We start from the raw sequence: 22,438 nt of genomic DNA, 5'->3' as shown, positions 1-22,438 counted from the left end.
GCCGACGTTCAGGCGCGGCGGCGGCCGTCCAGGCCTACTGTGGAGACGCGGGCGATCAAGGTCCGGGGGACGTAGCGGGCGGCGGCGGTGAGGAGCTTGTAGCGGCGCGACGGGATCGAGATCGCCTTGCCGCGCATCAGGTCCTTCCAGGCGGCGTCGACCATGTCGGCCGCGTCCAGCCACATGAAGGACGGGATGACCGACTTGTCCATCCCCATCCGGTCGTGGAACTCGGTGTGCACCAGCCCCGGGCACAACGTCATCACCGCGACCCCCTTCGAGTGCAGCTCGGTCGCCAGCCCTTCGGAGAACGTCGTCACCCAGGCCTTGTGCGCGCTGTAGCTGCCCCGCTGCAGGAACCCGGCGATCGACGACACGTTGATCACCGCACCCGACCCGCGCTCGATCATCGGCAGTACGGCGGCATGCGTCAGGCGCAGCACCACCCGGACCAGCAGGTCGAACTGCTTCTCCTCGACCTCGACCGGGTTCGCCCAGAACGGCTTCTTCTGCCCGAACCCGGCGTTGTTGACCAGCACCTCGATCGGCCCGGACCGGAACCGCTCCTCCACCTTGGCGAGGTCGGACGGGTCGGTCAGGTCGGCCACCAGCACCTCACAGGAGACTCCGTGCAGCCGGGTGAGCTCGGCCGCGGTCTCCTTCAGCCGCGCCTCGTCCCGCGACACCAGAACCAGGTCGTAGCCCTCCAGCGCCAGCTTGTCCGCGAACGCCCGGCCGATGCCGGTCGCCGGCCCGGTGATGAGCGCAGTCGCCACGTTCTCGCATCCTCCCGTCGATGACAGTCCCCAGTCTGTCACTACTCTGGACGGGTGCTGGCGGACATCGACACCTGGGTGCTGGATCTCGACAACACGCTCTACCCTGCCGACTCGGCGCTGGCCGAGCAGGTCACGCACGGCATCCTGTCGTCGGTGGCCGAGTTCTACGGCACCGACGTGGTCGGCGCCCGCCAGATCCAGGCTGAGCTCGTGGCGCAGTACGGCACCTCGCTGCGCGGCGCGATGACGACGCGGAACATCGACCCGCACGACTTCCTCAGCTTCGAGCGGCGGATCGACTACACGGTGCTCAGTCCGGACCCTGCTCTCGCCAAGGCGCTCAGCGCGCTCCCGGGACGCCGGTACGTCTACACGAACGGATCGGCGTACCACGCCGAGCAGGCGCTCCGGCAGCTCGGCCTGACCGCCTGCTTCGACGGCATCTTCGACATCCTCGCCGGGGACCTGATCCCGAAGCCGTACGAGGAGAGCTTCGACGCCTTCCTGGATCGCTTCACCGTCGATCCCGGCCGGGCGGCGATGTTCGACGACCTCCCGATCAACCTCGAGGTGCCCTACGCCCGCGGGATGGCGACGGTCCTGGTTTCAGGCTTTGCCGACGGCGGAGCGCCGTACCGGGAGATCGGGAGCAGGCAGTGGCAGGTCTGGGACCTGCCGGCCTTCCTTCACTCCTTGACGGCGCCCGCGGTCAGGCCCTCCACGATGTAGCGGCTGGCGACGGCGAACAGGATCATCGTCGGCACGATGCTCAGTACGGCGGCCGCCGACATCGACCCCCAGTCGATGTTGTAGCTGCTGATGAAGCCGTTCAGCGCGGCCGGGATCGTCTTGTTGCTGTCGCTGTTCAGCAGCGTCACGGACAGGAACAGCTCGTTCCAGCAGTTGACGAAGTTGAAGATGTACGACGCCGCGATGCCCGGCGTCATCACCGGCACCAGCACCCGGAACAGCGCCGACAGCCGCGAGCACCCGTCCACCATCGCGGCCTCCTCGAGCGAGGCCGGCACGTTCTCGAAGAACCCGCGCAGCATGACGGTGCACAGCGGGATCGACATCGCGACGTACACCAGGACCAGGCCCCAGCGGTTGTCGACCAGGTACATCCGGGTCATCAGGATGTAGAGCGAGCCGAGCGCGATGAACCCGGGGATCATCTGCGTCACCAGGAACGCGCCCATCACCGCGCCCTTGGAGACGAACTCGAACCGCGCCAACACGTACGCCGACAGCAGTGAGACGACCGTGGCGAGCGCGGCCGCGACCGTGGACACGATCAGGCTGTTACCGACGAAGACCCCGAAGTTCGAGGTGCCGAACAGGCCGCGGTAGTTCTCCAGCGACCAGACGCTCGGCCAGTACTTCAACGGGTACGCGAAGATCGTGCCCGGATCCTTGAACGACGTGATCAGGATCCAGTACAGCGGGAACACCGTGACGAGCAGGCAGATGCCGAGCCCGCCGAACTTCACGATCCGGCCGGCCAGGGTTTCGGAGCGGATCATCGCATCGCCTTCCTCGGCCGGATCGCCATCAAGTAGAAGACCGCGAACAGCAGCAGCACGAACACGACCATCACGCCCATCGCCGAGGCCCGCCCGTAGTCGCCCTCCTGGGTCACCTGGATCATGTACGACGTCACGATGTGCGTCTCGTTCGCCGGGCCGCCGCCGGTCATGCCGAAGATCAGCTCCGGTGAGTTGAAGATCCAGATCACCCGCAGCAGCACGGTCAGCGCCAGCGTGGTGCGGATCGACGGGATGGTGATGCTGAACAGCGTCCGGACCTTGCCGGCGCCGTCGATCGCGGCCGCCTCGTACAACTCCTCCGGCACCGACTGCAGGGCCGCGAGGATCATGATCGCGAAGAACGTCACGCCGTACCAGACGTTCGCGACGATGACCGCGAACATCGCGTACCGGGCGTCGGCCAGCCACGGCACCGGGGTGTCGATCAGGTGCGTCTTCATCAGCAGGTCGTTGACCACGCCGAACTCGCCGTTGAACATCCAGCGGAACAGGATGCCGATCAGGAACCCGGACACCGCCCACGGGAAGAACACCAGCGCCTGGTAGGTCCCGCGGAACCGGAACTTCCGGCGCAGCCAGAGCGCCATCGTGAAACCGATCAGGAACTGCGGGACCAGCGAGCCGACCACCCAGACGACCGAGTTCAGCACGGTGCCGCGGAACATCTCGTCGTGCAGCAGCGTCCGGAAGTTGTCCAGGCCGACCCACGAGGTGTCCGACAGGTCGTTCAGGTTGTAGTTCCGGAACGCCATCTGGATCCCGCTCAGCAGCGGGTAGTAGGTGAACAGCCCGACGAACACCAGCGCCGGCAGCATGAACGCGAACAGCACCAGCGCCGTCCGCCCGGTGAACCGCTTCCTGCTGACCGGCCGCCTGGTCGCGGGTGGCTCCACAGCCGGCCGGTCAGTTTCCGTCAAAGCCATCTGCTCAGTTCCCGGCCCACTTCTTCGTCCAGTACTCGTCCCAGCTCTTCAGGATCTCGGCCGGTTGCGCCTTCCCGGTGATCAGCTTCTGGACGTCGGCATCGGACTTGTTGCCCCACTCCGTCGACCACGGCACCCCGCGCGGCTGCGTCACCACGACGTAGGTGTCCGGCGACTCGTTCATCGCCACGTACGACGCCCACGGTCCGTCCTTGAAGAACGGGTCGTCGGCCGCCGACTTCAGGATCGGCACCAGGCTGTTCTCCTTCGAGAACGTCATCGCGGAGTCGCCGGAGGTCAGGAACTTCACCAGTTCCACAGCCTCCTTCTTGTGCGTGCTGCCCTGCGCGACACCCCAGCCGGCGTTCGCCAGCGGCTGGGCCGCCTTCCCGGTCGGTCCGACCGGCAGCGGCGCCGTACCCCACTGGTCTTCCTTGATCGTCTTGGACTGCTTGACGGTCGCGATGACTTCGGGGTCCTGCAGCAGGAAGCCGGTCGTGCCGGAGGTGAAGCCCTGCACCATCTCCGGGTAGCCCCAGCTGACCGACGACGGCGGCGCGGCGTTCTTGAACAGGTCGACGTACAGGTTGAGCGCGTCGACCGCCTTCGGCGACGAGAAGATCGTCTTGCCGTTGGTCAGCTTGAACGCGTTGTCCCGGTTGATGTCGTCGATCACGTAGCCGGAGATCACCGCGATCGCGTTGCCGCCGGCGCCGAGACCGCCGCGGAACGAGTACCCGTAGACGTTCTTCGACGGGTTGTTGATCTTCTTCGCCTGCTCGACCAGCTCGGCCCAGCTCTTCGGCGGGCCGCCGAACCCGGCCTGCTGGACCAGGTCCTTGCGGTAGAACAGCGACAGGCCGTAGAAGCCGTACGGGACCATGTACGACTTGCCGCCCTCCTGGGCGACCTTGAGCGCGTTCGGGGTGAGCGCCTGCAGGCCGTCCCAGCCCTTCAGGTCCGGCGCCATGTCGTAGATCCACTTGTTGGTCGAGAACGGCCCGACCGTGGTGTCCCGCACCTCGAGTACGTCGACACCCTTGCCGGACTGCAGCATCTGCTGGATCTTCTGGTCCGCCTGGTTGGTCGGCGGCGAGATCAGCTGCACCTTGATCCCGGAGTTCTTCGCCTCGAAGTCGGCGATCAGCTTCTTCAGCAGCGTGGTCCGGGTCGGGTTGGTCAGGCTCTCGACCATCTGCAGCGTGACCTGCCCGTCGGCCTTCTCGGCCGGCCCGGGACCGCAGGCGGAGAGCAGCAGCGCGGCGGCCGTCGCCGCGGCGGCGAGAGGTGCGAACATCGTGCGTGGCCGGTGGGGCATGGCACGTCTCCTCAGGGGATGTGGACTTTTCGGCATCAGATGAGTTTGGCCTGACATCTGATGAATCGGTCGACCGTCCTTGCACCCTAGCGATCCGCACGCGGGAACGACAAGATGTTAGCGAGAATGTGACCGCGAGTGGTCTGAGGACTTATCCTTTCAGGTGCAGAACCCTGAGGAGGTGGCAGATGGCAGCCACGGACAAGGCGCTGGCCGGCCTGCGCCAGATGATCGCGTCCGGCGCGCTCGGGCCGGGCGCGAAGTTCCCGCCGGAGCCCGAACTGTGCGACCACCTCGGCGTGTCCCGCAGCTCGCTGCGCGAGGCGGTCCGGTCGCTGGCCGCGCTCGGCGTGATCGAGTCCCGGCACGGCTCCGGGACGTACGTCTCGGCCCTCGACCCGGCCGAGATCATCAGCCGGTTCTCGCTGTCGGTCGAGCTGATCCCGCTCGAGGGCATGCTCGAGCTGATGGAGGTACGGCGCGTGCTCGAGGCGCATGCCACCGCGGCGGCCGCCGCCCGGCAGGACCCGGAGCTGGAGCGGCGGCTGAGCGAGATCCTCGACAAGCTGGAGGCGACCACGGACGCCACCGAGATCCAGCTCCTGGACGCCGAGTTCCACGGCGCGATCTGCACGGCCGGCGGCAACCCGACCGTCACCGCGCTGACCGGCGTGATCCGCGGCCGCGGCGGCCACTACCGCATCTTCGAGCCCGGCGCCGACTTCGACGCCATCAAGCAGACCAGCGACCGCGGCCACCGCGCGATCCTGGCCGCCATCGCCCGTCGCGACCCCGCCGCCGCAGCCACCGCCGCGTCTGCTCACATCGCCCAGACCGAGCTCTGGCTCCGAGCTCTCCGCCCCGAGCCGCAGGTTGAGCCACCTCCAGGCTGACAAGAAATTTCTCAAGACTGTCGAGATCTTGCGCTGCGCTGTGCGGCTGCATAACCTCCAGGCGCCGGTTGTTCGTCTGGAGGGGATCCGCCAATGTCCCGATCACGCCTACGTGCCGTCGCCGTCGTCCTGACAACCGCCCTGCTCGGAGCAGTTCTCACCACCCCCGCTGAGGCCGCTCGCCCGGCTCCGCGGATCACGCGCGCCGGGCTCGATCCCGCCTTGGTCGCGGGCCGCGGCGCGGACGTCGCCTTCGTCGAGCAAGAAGCCGAGAACGCCTTCCACACCGGCGAAAAGCTCGGGCCGAGCCGCGCGGCCTACACGCTCCCCGCCGAGGCTTCCGGACGAACCGCCGTACGACTGACCTCGACGCAGTACGTCGAGTTCACCCTGACCGAGCCGGCCAACGCGTTGACCCTGCGTTACAGCATCCCGGACGCGCCCGCGGGCGGCGGGATCCAGGCGCCGCTCGACGTGACGGTGAACGGCAAGCACCGGCAGACGATGACGCTGACGTCGGAGTACGCCTGGCTGTACGGCATGTATCCGTTCTCGAACGACCCGAACGTCGACCCGATCCCCGGCTGGTGGAAGCCCGAGCCGGACCCGGTCGCGAAGCCGTTCCGGCCGAACCACTTCTACGACGAGCAACGCCTGCTGCTCGGCCGGACCTACCAGGCCGGCGACCGGGTCCGGTTCGCCGTACCGCGGAACACTCCCGCGGCCTGGTACGTGCTGGACCTCGCCGACTTCGAGCTGGTCGGCGCACCGAAGCAGCAACCGCGGAAGTCGCTGTCGGTGCGGTGGTTCGGCGCCGACCCGACCGGACGGCGGGACGCGGCGCCGGCGATCGAGCGCACGATCGCCGCCGCGAAGAAGATCGGCTGGTCGGTGTTCGTCCCGCCGGGCACGTACCAGGTCAACCGGCACATCGTGGTCGACCAGGTGACCGTCCGCGGCGCCGGCAACTGGTGGACGATCATCAAGGGCAAGGTCCTCCCGCTGCCCGAGCCCGCACCGGACAAGTCGGTGCACAGCGCCCCCGGCTTCTACGGCAAGTACGCCGCGGACGGCGGCAGCACCCGGGTCCACCTGGCCGACTTCGCGCTCGAGAGCGACGTCCGGGAACGGATCGACACCGACCAGGTGAACGGGATCGGCGGCGCGATCGGCGGCGGCTCGATCATCGAGAACCTCTATCTGCACCGCACCAAGGTCGGCATCTGGCTGGACGGGCCGATGGACGGGCTGCTGATCCGGAACAACATCATCACCGACGCGATCGCGGACGGGATGAACCTGCACCTCGGCGTCTCCAACGTCCGGGCGACGAACAACTTCGTCCGCAACAGCGGTGACGACGGGCTGGCGATGTGGTCGGAGGCCAACCCGGACGGCCTGGTCAACCACGACAACGTCTACGACCACAACACCGTCCAGACGCCCGTCCTCGCGAACAACATCGCCATCTACGGCGGTCGCGACAACGCGGTCACCGACAACCTGGTCGCCGACCCGATCCGCGAGGGCTCCACCCTGCACGCGGGCTCGCGGTTCAACTCGACCCCGTTCGAGGGCACGCTGACGTTCGCCCGCAACTCCACCGTGCGCGGCGGTCCGCGCGACCTGAACTGGGACCTCGGTCTCGGCGCGATCTGGCTGTACGCCCTGCAGTCCACGATGTCCGGGCGGATCGAGATCCGCGACAGCTCGTTCCTGGACTCGACGTACAACGCGATGCTGTTCGTCGTCGACTGGCCGGTGAAGGACACCTACGCGATCGAGAACGTTGCTGTGAGCAACATCAAGGTGGACGGGACCGGCACCAACGTGGTCAACGCCCGCGTCGGCGGCTGGGCGACGTTCGAGAACGTCGACGCCCGCAACGTCGGGGCGCCGTTCGTCAACAACTGCGGGACGTTCCAGTTCGACGGGACGCCGGAGTTCGACGTCCGCCTGCTGTCCGGGAACGACGGCGGCTGGACCGGCGCCACCTGGTGCGAGGACCGTCCGGCCGTCGTACCCCCGCCACCTCCGTCCGCCTGGGGCTGAGGGTGAGTGGGCGGCAGTTCCGCAAGTAGTCCTGCACCGATCCCCGCCTGGTGTCGCGGTCCAGGCGGGGACCGCTGGGTTGCCGACGTGATCGGCGGGTGCGCGTTAGGGTCGGGGCATGCGCGGACACGCTCAGCGGTTGACAGGGCTCGGGACGACGATCTTTGCGGAGATGTCGGCCCGGGCGGTGGCGACGAGCTCGGTCAACCTCGGACAGGGGTTTCCGGACCGGGACGGCCCCGACTCCCTGCTCGAGGACGCGATCAGCGCGATCCGGGCCGGCGCGAACCAGTACCCACCGGGCCGCGGCGTACCGGCGTTGCGGCAGGCGATCGCCGATCACCAGAAGCGGTTCTACGACCTGTCGTGCGACCCGGACACCCAGATCCTGGTCACCACCGGCGCGACCGAGGCGGTCGCCGCCGCGCTGCTCGCGTACGTCGAGCCCGGTGACGAGGTGATCGCCTTGGAGCCGTACTACGACTCCTACGCAGCCGGCATCGCCTTCGCCGGCGGCCGCCGGGTCCCGGTCACCCTGCGGGCCCCGGACTTCCGGCTCGACCTCGATGAGTTCCGCGCCGCGGTCACCCCGCGCACGAAGGTCCTGCTGATCAACTCCCCGCACAACCCGACCGGCACGGTCCTCACCGACGACGAGTTGCGCGGGATCAGCAGCATCGCGATCGAGCACGACCTGGTCGTCATCACCGACGAGGTCTACGAACACCTCGCCTACGACGGACTCCAGCACCGCCCGTTGGCGTCGTACGACGGAATGGCCGAGCGGACCGTGTCGATCAGCAGCGCCGGCAAGACGTTCGCCGTCACCGGCTGGAAGATCGGCTGGGTGACCGGCAGCCCTGAGGTGGTGACCGCGGTGACCACGGCCAAGCAGTTCCTCACCTTCACCTCCGGCGCGCCCTTCCAGCCCGCCGTCGCCGGTGCGCTTGCCCTAGGCAACGAGTACTACGACGGCCTGCGCGCCGACCTGCAGTCCCGCCGCGACCTGCTCTGCGACGGCCTCGAGGACCTCGGCTTCGGCGTCCACCGCCCGCAGGGCACCTACTTCGTCACCACCGACATCCGGCCCCTCGGCCACACCGACGGCATCGACTTCTGCCGGATGCTCCCCGAACGCACCGGCGTCGTGGCCATCCCCCACCAGGTCTTCTACGACAACACCGACTCCGGCCGCCCCCTGGTCCGCTGGGCCTTCTGCAAACAACCCGAAATCCTCCAAGAAGCCCTAACCCGCCTCCAAAAACTCTGACGCTTGTCAGCCACGCAGAAAGCGGGCGAGGGATTCGGGGTCTCTGGTTATTGCTGTGGTGTTGTCGTCGGCGGTGAGGATGGGGCGTTGGATGAGGATGGGGGTGTCGACCATGGCCTGGATCCAGGTGGGGCGGGATTCCGGGTTTCGGGGGAGGTCGCGGAGGGGCTTGGCGGCTGGTTCGTTGTGGCGGACCAGGTCCCAGGGTTCGAGGTTGAGGCGTTGGAGGACTGCCTCGAGCTCCTCGGCGGTGGGTGGGTCGTCCAGGTAGCGGCGGACGGTGTAGGAGATGCCGGCTTCGTCGAGGGCCTTGGTGGCGGCTCGGCATTTGGAGCAGGCGGGGTTGATCCAGATCTCCACGGGGTGCGGTCCTTCGGTCAGCGGTGGTGGAACCAGAGCTTGGTGGGTGGCTGGAGCATCAGGACCAGCAGCGTCGCGTGGATGGCGAGGCCGAGGATGCTGTTCGGGAGGGCCATCAGCCCGCCGGCGATACCGGTCGCGGCAACGGCGATGAGCATGTAGCGCGCCCAGGCATGGCGTTTGCGGATGAAGATCGCCGGGAGGATGTACGCGACCGCGCAGACCAGGATGACCGCGACGACCAGGCCCTTCGCGTCCTTGGAGCCGGCGACGATCTCGGCGACCTGCTCGCCTGCTGAGGTGAGCGTCAGGCCGCCGAGGAGGACGCACAGGGCACCGAGGCCGAGCGAGATCACCGAGGCGATGGTCACCTGCTTCGGTGGGCCCGGTTGCTCAGCGTACGGGTTCTGCCGGGCGCCGTACGGCGGCTGTGGTCCGGGCGCGGGCGGGCCTCCGGGTGTGCCGAAGACGCCCTGGTACGGACCGGGACGATCCTCGCCGGAGTTGTTGCCCTGCTGCTCGGTCATGCCTTGAAGAGTTCCTTCCACCAGCCCCCTGCCCTGATCCTCCCAGATGGACCAAGGCCCGCAGGTGGTGCGCCGTGCACCACCCGCGAGCTGTGGGCTCAGGCGCGGGCTACTTCGAGCGCGTCCTTGGCCTCGTTGAGGATCACCCGGACGGTGTCGCCGTCCCGGATCTCGCCGGCCAGGAGACCCCGGGCCAACTCGTCGCCGATGGCGGACTGGACCAGGCGGCGCAGGGGCCGGGCCCCGTAGACCGGGTCGTAGCCGGTCATCGCGAGCCACTCCATGGCGCCGTCCTCGACGTCGAGGGTGATCCGGCGGTCGGTCAGGCGGCGCTGCAGGGCGGTGATCTGGAGGGCGACGATCTGGGTCAGCTCCTCGCTGCCGAGCGCGTCGAACAGCACGATCTCGTCCAGCCGGTTGATGAACTCCGGCTTGAACGACTGCCGCACCACCGCCATCACCTGGTCCCGCTTCACCTTGTCGTCCAGCGACATGTCGGCCAGGTACGCCGAGCCGAGGTTGCTGGTCAGGATCAGGATCACGTTGCGGAAGTCGACCGTACGACCCTGGCCGTCGGTCAGCCGGCCGTCGTCCAGCACCTGCAGCAGGATGTCGAAGACCTCGGGGTGCGCCTTCTCCACCTCGTCGAGCAGGATCACCGAGTACGGACGCCGGCGGACGGCCTCGGTCAGCTGGCCACCCTCCTCGTACCCGACGTAGCCGGGCGGGGCGCCGACGAGCCGCGAGACGCTGTGCTTCTCGCCGTACTCCGACATGTCGATCCGGACCATGGCGCGCTCGTCGTCGAACAGGAAGTCCGCGAGCGCCTTCGCCAGCTCGGTCTTGCCGACACCGGTCGGGCCGAGGAACAGGAAGCTGCCGGTCGGACGGTCCGGGTCGGAGATGCCGGCCCGGGCCCGGCGTACGGCGTCACTCACGGCCTTGACCGCCTCGCGCTGACCGATCAGGCGGCGACCCAGCTCGTCCTCCATCCGGAGCAGCTTGCCGGTCTCGCCCTCGAGCAGCCGGCCGGTCGGGATGCCGGTCCACATCGCGATCACCTCGGCGATCTCGGTCGGGCCGACCTCCTCGTTGACCATCGCGTCGGGGCCTTCGGTGACCTCCGGCTCGGCGTCGGCCGCCTCCAGCTCCTTGGTCAGCTGCGGGATCTCGCCGTACAGGATCCGGGCCGCGGTCTCCAGGTCGCCGTCACGCTGAGCGCGCTCGGCCTGGCCGCGCAGCTCGTCGATCCGCTCCTTGATCTCACCGACCCGGTTCAGGCCGGACTTCTCCCGCTCCCAGCGGGACTCCAGCGCGCGCAGCTCCTCCTCGCGGTCGGCGAGGTCGGCGCGCAGCCGCTCGAGCCGCTCCTGGCTGGACGGGTCCTCCTCGCGGGACAGCGCGAGCTCCTCCATCTTCAGCCGGTCGACGGTACGGCGCAGCGAGTCGATCTCGACCGGGGACGAGTCGATCTCCATCCGCAGCCGGGACGCGGCCTCGTCGACCAGGTCGATCGCCTTGTCCGGCAGCTGACGGCCGGAGATGTAGCGGTGGGACAGCGTCGCGGCGGCGACCAGCGCGCTGTCGGAGATGGCGACCTTGTGGTGCGCCTCGTAGCGCTCCTTCAGGCCGCGCAGGATGGCGATCGAGTCCTCGACCGACGGCTCGCCGACGAACACCTGCTGGAAGCGGCGCTCCAGCGCCGGGTCCTTCTCGATCCGGGTCCGGTACTCGTCCAGGGTGGTGGCGCCGATCATCCGCAGCTCGCCACGGGCCAGCATCGGCTTCAGCATGTTGCCGGCGTCCATCGCGCCCTCGCCGGTCGCACCGGCGCCGACCACGGTGTGCAGCTCGTCGATGAAGGTGATGATCTGGCCGTCGGACTCCTTGATCTCGGTCAGCACCGCCTTCAGCCGCTCCTCGAACTCACCGCGGTACTTCGCGCCCGCGACCATCGCGCCGAGGTCGAGGCTGATCAGCCGCCGGCCGCGCAGCGACTCGGGCACGTCACCGGCCACGATCCGCTGGGCCAGCCCCTCGACGACGGCGGTCTTGCCGACGCCGGGCTCACCGATCAGGACGGGGTTGTTCTTGGTCCGGCGGGACAGCACCTGGACCACGCGGCGGATCTCGGAGTCGCGGCCGATCACCGGGTCGAGCTTGCCGTCCTTGGCCCGCTCGGTCAGGTCGACGCCGTACTTCTCCAGCGTCTTGGTGGTGCCCTCCGCCTCCGGGGAGGTGATCCGGCGGTTGCCGCGCATCCGGTCGAACGCCTGCAGCAGCGCGTCGGCGGTCACGCCGAGCGCGGTCTTCGCGTTGCCCTCGACGGTCGCGAGCGAGATCAGCAGGTGCTCGGTGGAGACGTACTCGTCCCCGAGCCCGAGGGCCCGCTGCTCCGCCTGGTTCAGTACGTCGCTGGTCTTCGGCGACAGGCTCGGCGCCTGCACGCTCCCGCCGCTCGCCTTCGGCAGCCGGCTCAGGAACTCGGCCGTCCGGCGGCGTACGGCGTCGACGTCGGCGCCGGCCGCCTCGAGCAGGCCGGCGGTGGTCCCCTCCGGCTGCGCGAGCAGCGCGGACAGCAGGTGAATGGGCTCCACGGTCGGGTTGCCCGCCGCGGAGGTCTGACGGATCGCGACCGACAGGGTTTCCCGGGCCAGCGTCGTCAACCGCTGAACGTCCATCTGGTTCCAGCCTTTCAAGCTCAGCTAACAGCAGTCACTGGATACAACCTATCCAAACTTGAGTCCATTCCACTCAACTTTGAGATTTCTCCGGGAAAGTTCAGGGGCACCCCTCGCCAGGCACTCTCGGTAACCAAATCACTTCGCGTCACCGCAGGGCGGCGTGGAGTTATCCACAGATTCCGTGTGAGGCTCCTGGCCGCGAACCCGGCGCCCTACGGTTGAAGCCCCGATATGCGCGGGAGCAGGAGGTTCCATGGCTGGCGAGTCCCGAGATCGAGCAGCGCTGGTGCGCTGGCAGCATCGCCACGGCAGGCCGGCGTCCTGCCTCGGCCGCCTGATCGTCCGACCGGGTCTCGATCGACCGGTCATCGTCCTCTCGGAACTAGCGGCCAACCCGGACTCATCACAGATCTCTCCGGCGCCGTCCCGGCAGCCCTCGCGGCCTTGGATCCAACGCTGGACTCGCAATCCGTCATGTGGCTGGCGCACCACGGAGCCTTCTCCTCGCCTGACCTGGCCGGCGCACCGGAGACCCTCACCGCCGTTCAGATTCGTTTTGACGGCTCTTACCGCAGCGACCTGACTGATCAGCGACTCCTTCCCCGCGAGGAGAGCGACGCGCTCCGCCGACTCCTGGGTCTCATCCCCGTTCCACAAGTGCTGGCCGGCATGGATGACCACCTCTGACGCGACAACACGAGGTCAAACCCGCCATCTCCTCGGTCGCCAGGTCTTGAAGTCCATCCGCGCCGAGTTGGCGCAGTACAGGGACCAAATCGCCGCTTCGGACAAGCGGGTCACAGTGATCCGATTTGTCGCCGGCCGCTCCGATTCCCCGCTGTGGCGGCGCAGGATGGAAGCATCGCGAATCTCAGCCGAGCAGAAAGTGAAGGCGTTGACGTTCCTCGGCTACCAGGTCGACGAGAACGTTCTCCCCGGATCCACCAGCGCAGCCGAGTTCGCCGCGGTTCTCGACGCGCGGTCGGCCGACGACCCGACGTCGGCTGTCATCGTGAACCTCCCCACGCCACCGCATCTGGCCTCCTTGGTGCACAGGCTGGACCCTGCCAAGGACGTCGACGGCTTGCTTGGAGAGCGATCCCTACAGCCATCGTGCGCCACAGCTGACGGCATCGCACGAGTGGTCCGCGCATTCGCGGACGACGACCCTCGCATCGCGGTCGTCGGTGCCGAAGGATTCGTCGGGCGTGGCGTGGTGAGACTCCTACGGCAGGAGGGGCGTCGGGTCGTAGGGCTCGACGCGATGGACGACCTCGGTCGAACTCGATCGGCAGACATCGTGGTTTCGGCCGCGGGCAAGCCGCATCTCCTCACCGATGAACACATCCGACCGCATCATCGACTGGTGGTCGACTCCGGTTTCCTGCCGCAGGACGACGGTTCAGTTCGCGGCTCTTGCAATCCATGCCGCGGGATCCGACCCACACGGCACCAATCACAGCACCGCTTACCAAAGCGACGCTGGTCTTTGTGCGCAGGACAAGGCTTGGCCGGGACGGAAGCCGGAGCAGCGAGAGGGGCGGATGTGGTAGCTGAGGGTGGCGTGCGTGAACGGTGACGAGTATCGGCGCTTGGCAGCGGTGGAGATTGCTGGGTTGGTCCGGTGGCGGGTGGTGTCGGCTGAGGAGGTGGTGGAGGCGGCGCTGGAGCGGATCGGGGACGTCGACGATCGGCTTCGGGCGTTCGACGAAGTCTGGGCGGATCGGGCCCGGGCGCGGGCTGCCGCGATCGACCGGGAGTTGGCCGAGGATCGGGCGGGTGCGCAGGCCGTCGCGATCGACAAGCCGCTGCTCGGCGTGCCGATCGCTGTCAAGCGTGGGAGTACGGCGTACGCCGGTCCGTTGGTCGCGGCCGGAGCGATCCCCGTCGGCACCACGGCTACACCAGGACCGGGGACGGCCTGGCAGACCTGGGGGCAGACCGAGCGCGGGCCGACGGTGAACCCCTGGGATGCCTCTGTGGTGCCCGGTGGTTCCTCGGCGGGAGCGGGGGTGGCCGTCGCGGCCTCGATGGTGCCGTTGGCCACCGGTACGGACGGCGGGGGGTCAATCCGCATCCCGGCGGCCTGGTGTGGAGTAGCCGGGCTGAAGGCAACCAACGGGACGATCCCGACCGCCGACCGCACAGGGCTCGCCGTGGGCGGTGTGATCGGCAGGCACCTGGTCGACCTGCAGCAGTACTGGTCTGTGATGAGCGGCCAAAGCCCCGCCGCCCCACAAGACGGACCCAACACGCCCCTGCGCGTGACCTCGTCAGCCGATCTCGGCTTCGCGGCAACCGAGCAGAAGGTCGCGTGGATTGCCCGGGCGGCGTTGAGCGAGCTTGTTTCACAAGGCGTCTTCGAGCCAGTGGACGGCGCGGTCGAGTTGCTCGACCCCGCACCGGCCTGGACGGCCGTCCGAACGGACGGCGTAGACCACACCGGCGTACGGCGCGCGAATGACGAACGACTTCGGCAAGCCTTCGCCGCGACCGATGTCATCGCAACACCGACCACACCGAACCTCCCGCACAGCCACGACGGCCCGGGCGACGCGTTCAGTGTCGCCCTCACCTGGGCGTTCAATCTCAGCGGTCACCCGGCGATCAGCATTCCCGCTGGATTCGCGCGGTCAGGACTACCGGTTGGGCTGCAGCTCGTCGCCCGGCATCACGAGGAAGACCGGTTGCTGGCTGCTCTGGGCCGCGGCTCAAGCTCGGAGGCGCGGATCCGGTAGACCTGCAGCGTCAGGTCGTAGTACTTGTCGGTCTCGCCGACCCACTCCATCCCGAGCCGGCCGGCGGTGGCGATGGCGCGCTTGTTGTTCGGGCGGGCGACGGCGAACAACTCGTCGGTCTCGCCATCCTCGAACGCCCAGCGCATCAGCGCGTGGGCGGCCTCGGTCGCGTAGCCGTGGCCCCAGGCGCTCGGCCGCAACTGCCAGCCGATCTCCAGATCCTCCTCGTACGGCGGGAGCAACCGGATCAGCAGGGCGCCGACCACCTCGTTGTCCTCCCGGCGGACGACGGCCCAGCGGCCGGCCGGTACGACGAAGTTCGGCTGCGCCTCGATCCAGGCAGCCAGGACAGCACGCATGGTGGCCACATCGCCGATCTTGTCGATCGCCGGTGAGAGCCACGGCGCCACTTCGGGCGAGCCGTAGATCTCGAGTGCGGCGTCAGCGTCGTCTTCTTCCCAATCCCGGATCAGTAACCGGTCCGTCTGCAGACTGAGCGTCACTCAGCCAGAGTAGGCCGCGGTGTCACATCTGCCGAGAGAACCGCAGGGCGGTCCGGGGGAGGACCACCCTGCGGGGGCCGAAGGGCGCCCGGGGGGAGGGCGCGCCTTCGGCGGGCGGAGACATCGGGGGTACGACGCCTCCACTGACCGGAGGCTCCGAGGGGGGAGTCGGACGCCTCCGGGTTCGAGGGGCTCGGCACAGCCGGCCATAGCCCGGAATTCGGTGGGCTCAGCTCAACCGGCCTGAGCTCAGGCTTGTCGCGTCAGCGGGGGCCCAGCTCCAAGGGCTGAGTCCTGATCCAGCGTGTCGTGGTCTGCTGCCGGCCCATGGCGATCACGTCACCGGCCGGGCCGGCCGAGAACACCCGGCTGCCGGTCGTCTGCCGGGACGCGCCGACTCCGCGCTGGACTTCTGCCAGTAGCTGGTTGACCCGCTTGCGCAGGTCCTCCACTTCCGACTGTAGCGCGAGGATGTGCCGGATTCCCGCCAGGTTGACGCCCTCTTCCTGGGACAGGTGCTGCACGTACCGCAGCTTCGCCACGTCGTACGCCGAGTACCGCCGGCCGCGGCCGGACGCCCGGCTCGGCGTGACCAATCCGAGCCGGTCGTACTGGCGCAACGTCTGCGGGTGCATGCCGGCCAGCTGGGCCGCCACCGAGATCACGTAGATCGGGGTGCGGTCGTCCCAGGTCGGCACCTGGCTGAACGGGATGCTCATCACGAACTCCCGAACAACCCGGCCCGCAGGTCAGGCTGGTCCGACGCGGAGCTGAACTCCTGCAGCTTGGCGCGCTGCTCGTCGCTCAGCTCGTTCGGAACCTGCACCTCGAGGGTGAGCAGCAGGTCGCCCTTGGTGCCGTCCCGCCGGACCGATCCCTTCCCGCGGACGCGCAGCTTGCTGCCGTTCGCCGTACCGGCGGGGATCCGGACCGTGACGGGCAGGCCGTCCAGGGTCGGCACCTTGATCTCGGCGCCCAGCGCGGCCTCGGTGAAGCTCACCGGGACGTTCAGCGTCAGGTGCTCGCCCTGCCGGCCGAAGATCCGGTGCGGCTTCACGTGCACGGTGACGTAGAGGTCGCCCGCGGGGCCACCCCGTTCGCCGGCCGCGCCCTTGCCCTTCAGCCGGATCCGCTGGTGGTCCTGCACGCCCGCCGGGATGCGGACCTGCATGGTCTTGCTCGACTGGCCGCGGCCGGAGCCGTGGCAGGTCTCGCACGGCTGGTCGACGACCAGGCCGCGGCCCTTGCACTCGGTGCACGGCTCGGTCATAGCGAACACGCCGCCCTGGACCGAGGTCTGCATGCCCGTGCCCTCGCACTTCAGGCAGACCTTGGGCACCGTCCCGTACTTCGCGCCGGTGCCACGGCAGGTCTTGCACGGTTCGTCGCTGGTCATCCGGAGCGCCACGGTGACACCGTTCACGGCCTCGGCGAACTCGATCGTCGCCTCGGTCTCGATGTCCGCGCCGCGCCGCGGGCGGGCCGTCGACGTGGTGGTCGTGGTCCGGCCGCCACCGCCGAACATGCCGCCCAGGATGTCGCCGAGGCCGCCACCGGCCCCGCCGCCGGCGCCACCGCGGTTGAACAGGTCGCCGACGTCGAAGTTGAAGCCGCCGCCGCCCGAACCACCGCTGCCCGGCATCCGGAAGCCGCCGCTGCCGAACAGCCGGCGCGCCTCGTCGTACTCCTTGCGCTTCTTGGGGTCGCCGACGACGTCGTACGCCTCGGAGACCTCCTTGAACTTGGCCTCCGCGGTGGCGTCACCGGCGTTGGAGTCCGGGTGGTACTTGCGCGCCAGCTTGCGATAGGCCTTCTTGATCTCGTCGGCCTCGGCGGTCTTGGAGACGCCGAGAACCTTGTAGAAGTCCTTCTCGAGCCAGTCCTTAGTGCTCATCCGACGCCTCCCCTCCCGTCGTCTCGCTTACTCCGCAGAGGTGTCTGCGGACTTGTCGTCATCTGTGTTCTCCACCGGTACGCCGCCCTGCGCAGCGTCGGCCGGGAGCTGCTCGGTCGGCTCCGAGACGGCCACCCGGGCCGCACGCAGGACCCGCTCACCGAGGCGGTACCCCGGCTGCATGACCATCGTCGCGGTCGGGCCGTCCACCTCGTCGGAGTAGTTGTGCAGCAGGGCCTCGTGGATGCGCGGGTCGAAGGGGTCGCCCTTCTCGCCGTACTTCACCAGGCCGAGCTTCTCGGTGACCCGCTCGAGCGACTCCGCGACCGCCTTGAAGGCGCCCTCCAGCTCACCCGCCTCGCGGGCCCGGCCGATGTCGTCCAGGATCCCGAGCAGCTCGGTCAGCACCGAGCCGATCACGAGCTCCCGGGACGCCTCCCGGTCCCGGTCCACCCGGCGCTTGTAGTTGACGTACTCGGCCTGCAGCCGCTGCAGGTCCGCCGTACGCTCGGCCAGCGCCTCGGTCAGCAGAGCCTCCTGCGCGGACGGGCCGATCAGGTCCGACGGGTCCCTCGGCGGCTGCGCGCCCGGGGTGCCCGGCATGCCCGGCGCGGCGCCGGCCGCGGGAGCGTCCGACAGGGACGGCTCCCGCAGCTCGCCGGTGTCCGGGTCGAGCCGGCGCTTGTCCCGGACGACGGGGTCACCGTCGCCGAACTCGCTGCCAGTCGGTCGATCCGTCACTTGTCCTCCGTCTTGTCCTGCGGCCGGTCCTCGTCCACGATCTCGGCGTCGACCACGTCGTCGTCGGTGCTCGTGGAGCCGTCGGACGCCGAGGCCCTCTCGTCGGCGGAGCCGGCGGCCTGGGCGTTCGCGTACATCGCGGCGCCCATCTTCTGGCTGGACTGCGCGAGCTTCTCCGACGCGGCCTTGATCACCTCGGCGTCGTCACCCTCGAGCGCCTTCTTCAGCTCCGCGACGCCGTCCTTGACCTCGGTCTTGACGTCGTCCGGCACCTTGTCCTCGTTCTCGGACAGGAACTTCTCGGTCTGGTAGACGAGGCTCTCGGCCTGGTTGCGGTTCTCCACCGCCTCGCGGCGCTTGTGGTCCTCCTCGGCGTACTTCTCGGCGTCGCGGACCATCCGGTCGATGTCGTCCTTCGGCAGCGCCGAACCGCCGGTGACGGTCATCCGCTGCTCCTTGCCGGTGGCCAGGTCCTTGGCGTTCACGTGCACGATGCCGTTCGCGTCGATGTCGAAGGTGACCTCGATCTGCGGCACGTTCCGCGGCGCCGGCGGCAGGCCGGTCAGCTCGAAGTTGCCCAGCGACTTGTTGTCCCGGGCCATCTCGCGCTCGCCCTGGTAGACCTGGATCATCACCGACGGCTGGTTGTCCTCGGCCGTGGTGAAGATCTCCGAGCCCTTGGTCGGGATCGTGGTGTTGCGCTCGATGATCTTGGTGAACACGCCGCCCTTGGTCTCGATGCCGAGGCTCAGCGGGGTCACGTCGAGCAGCAGGACGTCCTTGACCTCACCCTTCAGCACACCGGCCTGCAGGGAGGCGCCGACCGCGACGACCTCGTCCGGGTTCACACCCTTGTTCGGGTCCTTGCCACCGGTCAGCTCCTTGACCAGGTCGGCCACCGCGGGCATCCGGGTCGAGCCGCCGACCAGGATCACGTGGTCGATCTTCGCGACGTCGATGCCGGCGTCCTTGATGACGGCCTTGAACGGGGCGCGGGCGCGCTCCAGCAGGTCGTTGGTCATCTTCTGGAACTCGGCCCGGGAGAGCTTCTCCTCCAGGTGCAGCGGGCCGGACTCGGTCAGACTCAGGTACGGCAGGTGGATCGTGGTCTCGGCCGCGGCGGACAGCTCGATCTTGGCCTTCTCGGCGGCCTCGGTGAGCCGCTGCATGGCCATCTTGTCGCCGGACAGGTCGGTGCCGTTCTTGTTCTTGAACTGGGTCACCAGCCACTGCACGATCCGGTTGTCCCAGTCGTCGCCACCGAGGTGGTTGTCACCGCTGGTCGCCTTCACCTCGAAGACGCCGTCGCCGATCTCCAGCAGCGAGACGTCGAAGGTGCCGCCACCGAGGTCGAAGACCAGGATGGTCTGCTCGGTGCCCTTGTCCAGGCCGTAGGCCAGCGCGGCCGCGGTCGGCTCGTTGACGATCCGGTGCACCTTCAGGCCGGCGATCTCCCCGGCCTCCTTGGTCGCCTGGCGCTGCGCGTCGGAGAAGTACGCCGGCACGGTGATGACCGCGTCGGTGACCTGCTCCCCGAGGTACGCCTCGGCGTCCCGCTTCAGCTTCTGCAGCACGAACGCGCTGATCTGCTGCGGGGTGAACTTCTTGCCGTCGATGTCGACGCTCCAGGCCTCACCCATGTGACGCTTGACGGAGCGGATGGTGCGGTCGACGTTCGTGGTGGCCTGGCGCTTCGCCACCTCGCCGACCAGGACCTCGCCGTTCTTGGCGAAGGCCACCACCGAGGGCGTCGTGCGCGCTCCCTCGGCGTTGGGGATGACGGTGGGCTCGCCACCTTCCAGTACGGCGATGACGGAGTTCGTCGTACCGAGATCGATACCGACCGCGCGGGCCATGTGCTTACCTCCACGAAGTTGAGTGATGCGGACTCAATGTTGCCGTTCTGCCGCCCCGGTTTCAAATCCGTGACTGAACAAACTTGAGTACACCTGACTCAACATGGCACACCGCCGGGCCATTCCCAACCTCGCCCCCCGATTTCGGGGTCCCGCCCAGGGTGCAGCCAGGGCGACCCCTGCCGCGGCAAAGGCTTTCCGTGGGATGGTGTAGAAGTGAAGCTCCGCCCCATGACCTCCGCTGACGACGCCGCGGTTCTCGCCCTGAACGCCGCCGCGGAGGGCTTGGTCGAGCCTCTCGGTCCGGACCGGCTGGACTGGCTGCGGCTGATCGCCGCCCACGCCGCTGTGATCGACCTGGACGGCGAGATTGCCGGCTTCGTCCTCACCTTCGCCCCCGGCTCGGCGCACGACGGCCTCGAGTTCCAGTGGTTCACCGAGACCTACGCCGACCGCTTCCTGCACCTGGACCGGATCGTGGTCGCCGAGCCGCACCGCCGCAAGGGCATCGCGACCGCCGTCTACCGCGCGGTCGAGCGGTCCGCCAAGCCCTTCGACCGGCTGGTCTGCGGCATCCGGTCCGACCCACCCGACGTCGCCGGGCTCGCCTTCCACGCCGGTCGCGACTTCGTCGAGGTCGGCAAGCTCCGCCGCCCCGACGGGACCACCACGGCGCTCTGCTCGAAGGAGCTCGCCACTGACTAATTCGGGTGCGGGACCGTCGCGGACCGGCCACCCTGGAGACATGACCATCCAGGAGCGGTTGCGCGAGACCTTCGTGTGGCGGACGGATCGCAGCGTCTGAAGCAGTTACGCCGACGTCACCGGCTGGTGGCGCGACGCCGAGCTGCTGCGTGACCTGGGCCCCGCGCTGGGCCGCCTGTACGACGTGACTCCGACGGTCGTGGTCGGTCCGGTGTCACGTGGGTCGATGCTCGGCGCGTTGACGGCGGCCGCGCTGGGAGTCGGGTTCGTCGAGATCCGGAAGGACTGCGGTCCGGCGACTGACAGCGACCGATGGGTACGGCGGACGACCGGCCCGGACTACCGGGATCGGCACGTCGTGTTCGGGTTCCGCCATGGCCTGGTCAAGGCCGGCGATCGCGTCCTGATGGTCGACGACTGGGCGGACACCGGCGCGACCGCGCTGGTCGCCCGCGCGCTGGTGCGGGACTGCGGCGCCCGGTGGATCGGCGCCGCCTGCATCGTCGACGGCCTGGGCAACGCCCGCCTGCGCCACGACCTACCGCTACGCGGACTGATCGACGTACGGCGGCTGTAGGCGCGCACCGCCAGGCCATCACATTGACCTCCGGCTTCCGCAGTTACGCGCGACCCGCGCCCGGATGCCGCGTTGTGATGGCCTGGCGGTCCGCCTGTGGATGACACAGAGCGGGCTTGGGCCGGCTTCGGCGATCATCCCGGTATGTCCGAGGTCCTCGACGTACTGCACCGGCGCGCGGGTACGGCGACTTTCGCGGAGCTTCGAGCCGTCGTCTCGGGTCGCGCCATTCGGGGAGCTCTGGCCGACGGCGCGATCACACGGATCGCAAAGGGTGTGTACGCGATTCCGCCCGCTGGCGACCCGCTTGCCGCCGCGCGTGCCCAGGGTGGGGTGGTGTCACATCTGAGCGCTGCCGTTCTGCACCGCTTCGCGGTGCTCGAGCTGCCGGACAAGCCCCAGATCACCGTTCCTCGCGGCCAGCACCGCCGTATGAGCCCGCTCGACTGTGACCTGCATTGGGCCGACGACGTCCCGTCCGACGGTCGATGCACTGGGAAGCTCCGAACGGTGCTGGACTGTGCGCGCACACTCCACTTCGCCGCAGCGCTCACTGTCGCGGACTCGGCGCTGCGCGTTGGCGCCCTGGACCGCTCCCAGCTGAAGGTCGCGGCCGCCGAGCTCAGCGGTCCCGGTTCCCGTCGCGCCCGACGTGTCGCGGCCGCCGCGGACGGACGGGCGGAGTCGGCCTTGGAGTCCGCCCTCCGCTCCCTCCTGATCGAGGCGGGCATCGAAGGCTTCGAGCCGCAGGTCGTGGTCCAGGACGAAGGCTTCTCGGCGCGGATCGATCTTGGTCACCGCGAGCTGTTGATCGCCCTGGAGGCCGACAGCTTCGCCCACCACGGCACGCGGAAGGCGCTCACGCGAGACTGCCGCCGGCACGTCAACCTCACCGTCCGAGGCTGGCGTCTGCTCCGCTTCTCCTGGGAGGACGTGATGTTCGACCCAACGTGGGTGGTGGAGATGATTCGGCAGGCGGTGGCCGGATCCCCAGGCCATCACAATTCACGCGAAACCGTCGGCGTGAGGCGGGGCGGGCGGTTGTTGCGGCGGTTGTGATGGCGTGGGCGT

The 22,438-nt window shown here is 68.7% G+C and carries 21 protein-coding genes; 9 read left to right on the top strand and 12 right to left on the bottom strand.

The annotated features are described in order from the left end of the window. Nucleotides 1–8 precede the first annotated feature (8 nt). The gene (locus tag ACWCOV_RS26160) at nt 9–776 is read right to left on the bottom strand and encodes an SDR family NAD(P)-dependent oxidoreductase (RefSeq protein ID WP_449831944.1); all 768 of its coding nucleotides are present in this window, start codon (nt 774–776) and stop codon (nt 9–11) included. A 54-nt stretch (nt 777–830) separates the two neighbouring features. Between ACWCOV_RS26160 and ACWCOV_RS26155 the strand changes: the two genes are divergently transcribed. Then, nucleotides 831–1,508, top strand: coding sequence for a pyrimidine 5'-nucleotidase (locus ACWCOV_RS26155; protein WP_449831943.1), 678 nt, complete (start codon nt 831–833; stop codon nt 1,506–1,508). Here the strand turns inward: ACWCOV_RS26155 and ACWCOV_RS26150 are convergent. Genes ACWCOV_RS26150 through ACWCOV_RS26140 form a run of 3 tightly spaced genes read right to left on the bottom strand, consistent with a single transcriptional unit; the run spans nt 1,466 to nt 4,567 of the window. Next, entirely contained in the window at nt 1,466–2,302 is an 837-nt protein-coding gene (locus ACWCOV_RS26150; RefSeq protein ID WP_449831942.1) for a carbohydrate ABC transporter permease, read from the bottom strand. The genes ACWCOV_RS26155 and ACWCOV_RS26150 overlap by 43 nt on opposite strands. Next, entirely contained in the window at nt 2,299–3,249 is a 951-nt protein-coding gene (locus tag ACWCOV_RS26145; RefSeq protein WP_449831941.1) for a carbohydrate ABC transporter permease, read from the bottom strand. The genes ACWCOV_RS26150 and ACWCOV_RS26145 overlap by 4 nt, the downstream gene beginning before the upstream one ends. A 4-nt stretch (nt 3,250–3,253) precedes the next feature. Next, nucleotides 3,254–4,567 carry an ABC transporter substrate-binding protein gene (locus tag ACWCOV_RS26140; protein ID WP_449831940.1) on the bottom strand — a complete coding sequence of 438 codons (1,314 nt, stop codon included), beginning with the start codon at nt 4,565–4,567 and terminating at the stop codon, nt 3,254–3,256. 188 nt (nt 4,568–4,755) lie between these two features. On the opposite strand from ACWCOV_RS26140, the gene ACWCOV_RS26135 reads away from it, so the two are divergent. From ACWCOV_RS26135 to ACWCOV_RS26125, 3 genes are all read left to right on the top strand, one after another. Then, nucleotides 4,756–5,460 (top strand): FadR/GntR family transcriptional regulator, encoded by a 705-nt coding sequence (locus ACWCOV_RS26135; protein WP_449831939.1) that lies wholly within the window; start codon nt 4,756–4,758, stop codon nt 5,458–5,460. A 93-nt stretch (nt 5,461–5,553) separates the two neighbouring features. Further along, nucleotides 5,554–7,512 carry a glycosyl hydrolase family 28-related protein gene (locus ACWCOV_RS26130; protein WP_449831938.1) on the top strand — a complete coding sequence of 653 codons (1,959 nt, stop codon included), beginning with the start codon at nt 5,554–5,556 and terminating at the stop codon, nt 7,510–7,512. A gap of 118 nt (nt 7,513–7,630) precedes the next feature. After that, on the top strand, nt 7,631–8,782 hold the full coding sequence (locus tag ACWCOV_RS26125) for a pyridoxal phosphate-dependent aminotransferase (protein ID WP_449831937.1): 1,152 nt from the start codon (nt 7,631–7,633) through the stop codon (nt 8,780–8,782). A gap of 6 nt (nt 8,783–8,788) precedes the next feature. On the opposite strand, the gene ACWCOV_RS26120 is transcribed toward ACWCOV_RS26125, so the two are convergent. The 3 genes from ACWCOV_RS26120 to clpB form a co-directional block, all read right to left on the bottom strand. Continuing rightward, complete coding sequence (locus tag ACWCOV_RS26120; protein WP_449831936.1) at nt 8,789–9,142, bottom strand: ArsC/Spx/MgsR family protein; 354 nt, start codon at nt 9,140–9,142, stop codon at nt 8,789–8,791. Between the two features lie 17 nt (nt 9,143–9,159). Continuing rightward, complete coding sequence (locus ACWCOV_RS26115; RefSeq protein ID WP_449831935.1) at nt 9,160–9,669, bottom strand: hypothetical protein; 510 nt, start codon at nt 9,667–9,669, stop codon at nt 9,160–9,162. Between the two features lie 98 nt (nt 9,670–9,767). Beyond that, nucleotides 9,768–12,350, bottom strand: coding sequence for an ATP-dependent chaperone ClpB (gene clpB, locus ACWCOV_RS26110; RefSeq protein WP_449831934.1), 2,583 nt, complete (start codon nt 12,348–12,350; stop codon nt 9,768–9,770). A 676-nt stretch (nt 12,351–13,026) separates the two neighbouring features. Between clpB and ACWCOV_RS26105 the strand changes: the two genes are divergently transcribed. Together ACWCOV_RS26105 and ACWCOV_RS26100 are read left to right on the top strand one after the other, a co-directional pair. Next, a complete protein-coding gene (locus ACWCOV_RS26105) occupies nt 13,027–13,932 on the top strand; it encodes a tetrahydrofolate dehydrogenase/cyclohydrolase catalytic domain-containing protein (protein ID WP_449831933.1) in 906 nt (301 codons plus the stop codon). Further along, nucleotides 13,922–15,091 carry an amidase gene (locus ACWCOV_RS26100; protein ID WP_449831932.1) on the top strand — a complete coding sequence of 390 codons (1,170 nt, stop codon included), beginning with the start codon at nt 13,922–13,924 and terminating at the stop codon, nt 15,089–15,091. The genes ACWCOV_RS26105 and ACWCOV_RS26100 overlap by 11 nt, the downstream gene beginning before the upstream one ends. On the opposite strand, the gene ACWCOV_RS26095 is transcribed toward ACWCOV_RS26100, so the two are convergent. From ACWCOV_RS26095 to dnaK, 5 genes are all read right to left on the bottom strand, one after another. Continuing rightward, the gene (locus ACWCOV_RS26095; RefSeq protein WP_449831931.1) at nt 15,025–15,594 is read right to left on the bottom strand and encodes a GNAT family N-acetyltransferase; all 570 of its coding nucleotides are present in this window, start codon (nt 15,592–15,594) and stop codon (nt 15,025–15,027) included. The two genes, ACWCOV_RS26100 and ACWCOV_RS26095, sit on opposite strands and share 67 nt — an antisense overlap. A 263-nt stretch (nt 15,595–15,857) precedes the next feature. Further along, nucleotides 15,858–16,313 (bottom strand): heat shock protein transcriptional repressor HspR, encoded by a 456-nt coding sequence (locus tag ACWCOV_RS26090; protein ID WP_449831930.1) that lies wholly within the window; start codon nt 16,311–16,313, stop codon nt 15,858–15,860. Beyond that, nucleotides 16,313–17,488 carry a molecular chaperone DnaJ gene (gene dnaJ / locus ACWCOV_RS26085; RefSeq protein ID WP_449831929.1) on the bottom strand — a complete coding sequence of 392 codons (1,176 nt, stop codon included), beginning with the start codon at nt 17,486–17,488 and terminating at the stop codon, nt 16,313–16,315. Before dnaJ ends, ACWCOV_RS26090 begins: the two co-directional genes overlap by 1 nt. A gap of 27 nt (nt 17,489–17,515) precedes the next feature. Beyond that, nucleotides 17,516–18,229: a nucleotide exchange factor GrpE gene (gene grpE / locus ACWCOV_RS26080; protein WP_449831928.1), complete on the bottom strand. Its 714-nt coding sequence runs from the start codon at nt 18,227–18,229 to the stop codon at nt 17,516–17,518. Next, nucleotides 18,226–20,085 carry a molecular chaperone DnaK gene (dnaK, locus tag ACWCOV_RS26075; protein WP_449831927.1) on the bottom strand — a complete coding sequence of 620 codons (1,860 nt, stop codon included), beginning with the start codon at nt 20,083–20,085 and terminating at the stop codon, nt 18,226–18,228. Before dnaK ends, grpE begins: the two co-directional genes overlap by 4 nt. A 231-nt stretch (nt 20,086–20,316) precedes the next feature. Here dnaK and ACWCOV_RS26070 point away from each other — a divergent pair, with 231 nt between their 5' ends. The 3 genes from ACWCOV_RS26070 (at nt 20,317) to ACWCOV_RS26060 (ending at nt 22,426) form a co-directional block, all read left to right on the top strand. Then, on the top strand, nt 20,317–20,790 hold the full coding sequence (locus ACWCOV_RS26070) for a GNAT family N-acetyltransferase (protein ID WP_449831926.1): 474 nt from the start codon (nt 20,317–20,319) through the stop codon (nt 20,788–20,790). Between the two features lie 184 nt (nt 20,791–20,974). Beyond that, nucleotides 20,975–21,367 carry a phosphoribosyltransferase family protein gene (locus ACWCOV_RS26065; RefSeq protein WP_449831925.1) on the top strand — a complete coding sequence of 131 codons (393 nt, stop codon included), beginning with the start codon at nt 20,975–20,977 and terminating at the stop codon, nt 21,365–21,367. Between the two features lie 144 nt (nt 21,368–21,511). After that, on the top strand, nt 21,512–22,426 hold the full coding sequence (locus ACWCOV_RS26060; protein ID WP_449831924.1) for a DUF559 domain-containing protein: 915 nt from the start codon (nt 21,512–21,514) through the stop codon (nt 22,424–22,426). Nucleotides 22,427–22,438 lie beyond the last annotated feature (12 nt).

The sequence above is a fragment of the Kribbella sp. NPDC002412 genome (assembly GCF_053592935.1).
The sequence above is the reverse complement of the archived record's forward strand: the minus strand, read 5'-3'. Positions and strand labels throughout refer to the sequence as shown.

Bases quoted from the DNA above. Each gene is read 5' to 3' on its own strand.
- ACWCOV_RS26150 (WP_449831942.1), bottom strand. From the start codon at position 2,302: ATGATCCGCTCCGAAACCCTGGCCGGCCGGATCGTGAAGTTCGGCGGG.
- ACWCOV_RS26145 (WP_449831941.1), bottom strand. From the start codon at position 3,249: ATGGCTTTGACGGAAACTGACCGGCCGGCTGTGGAGCCACCCGCGACC.
- ACWCOV_RS26140 (WP_449831940.1), bottom strand. From the start codon at position 4,567: ATGCCCCACCGGCCACGCACGATGTTCGCACCTCTCGCCGCCGCGGCG.
- ACWCOV_RS26135 (WP_449831939.1), top strand. From the start codon at position 4,756: ATGGCAGCCACGGACAAGGCGCTGGCCGGCCTGCGCCAGATGATCGCG.
- ACWCOV_RS26130 (WP_449831938.1), top strand. From the start codon at position 5,554: ATGTCCCGATCACGCCTACGTGCCGTCGCCGTCGTCCTGACAACCGCC.
- ACWCOV_RS26125 (WP_449831937.1), top strand. From the start codon at position 7,631: ATGCGCGGACACGCTCAGCGGTTGACAGGGCTCGGGACGACGATCTTT.
- ACWCOV_RS26115 (WP_449831935.1), bottom strand. From the start codon at position 9,669: ATGACCGAGCAGCAGGGCAACAACTCCGGCGAGGATCGTCCCGGTCCG.
- clpB (WP_449831934.1), bottom strand. From the start codon at position 12,350: ATGGACGTTCAGCGGTTGACGACGCTGGCCCGGGAAACCCTGTCGGTC.
- ACWCOV_RS26105 (WP_449831933.1), top strand. From the start codon at position 13,027: ATGACCACCTCTGACGCGACAACACGAGGTCAAACCCGCCATCTCCTC.
- ACWCOV_RS26090 (WP_449831930.1), bottom strand. From the start codon at position 16,313: ATGAGCATCCCGTTCAGCCAGGTGCCGACCTGGGACGACCGCACCCCG.
- dnaJ (WP_449831929.1), bottom strand. From the start codon at position 17,488: ATGAGCACTAAGGACTGGCTCGAGAAGGACTTCTACAAGGTTCTCGGC.
- dnaK (WP_449831927.1), bottom strand. From the start codon at position 20,085: ATGGCCCGCGCGGTCGGTATCGATCTCGGTACGACGAACTCCGTCATC.
- ACWCOV_RS26070 (WP_449831926.1), top strand. From the start codon at position 20,317: ATGACCTCCGCTGACGACGCCGCGGTTCTCGCCCTGAACGCCGCCGCG.
- ACWCOV_RS26060 (WP_449831924.1), top strand. From the start codon at position 21,512: ATGTCCGAGGTCCTCGACGTACTGCACCGGCGCGCGGGTACGGCGACT.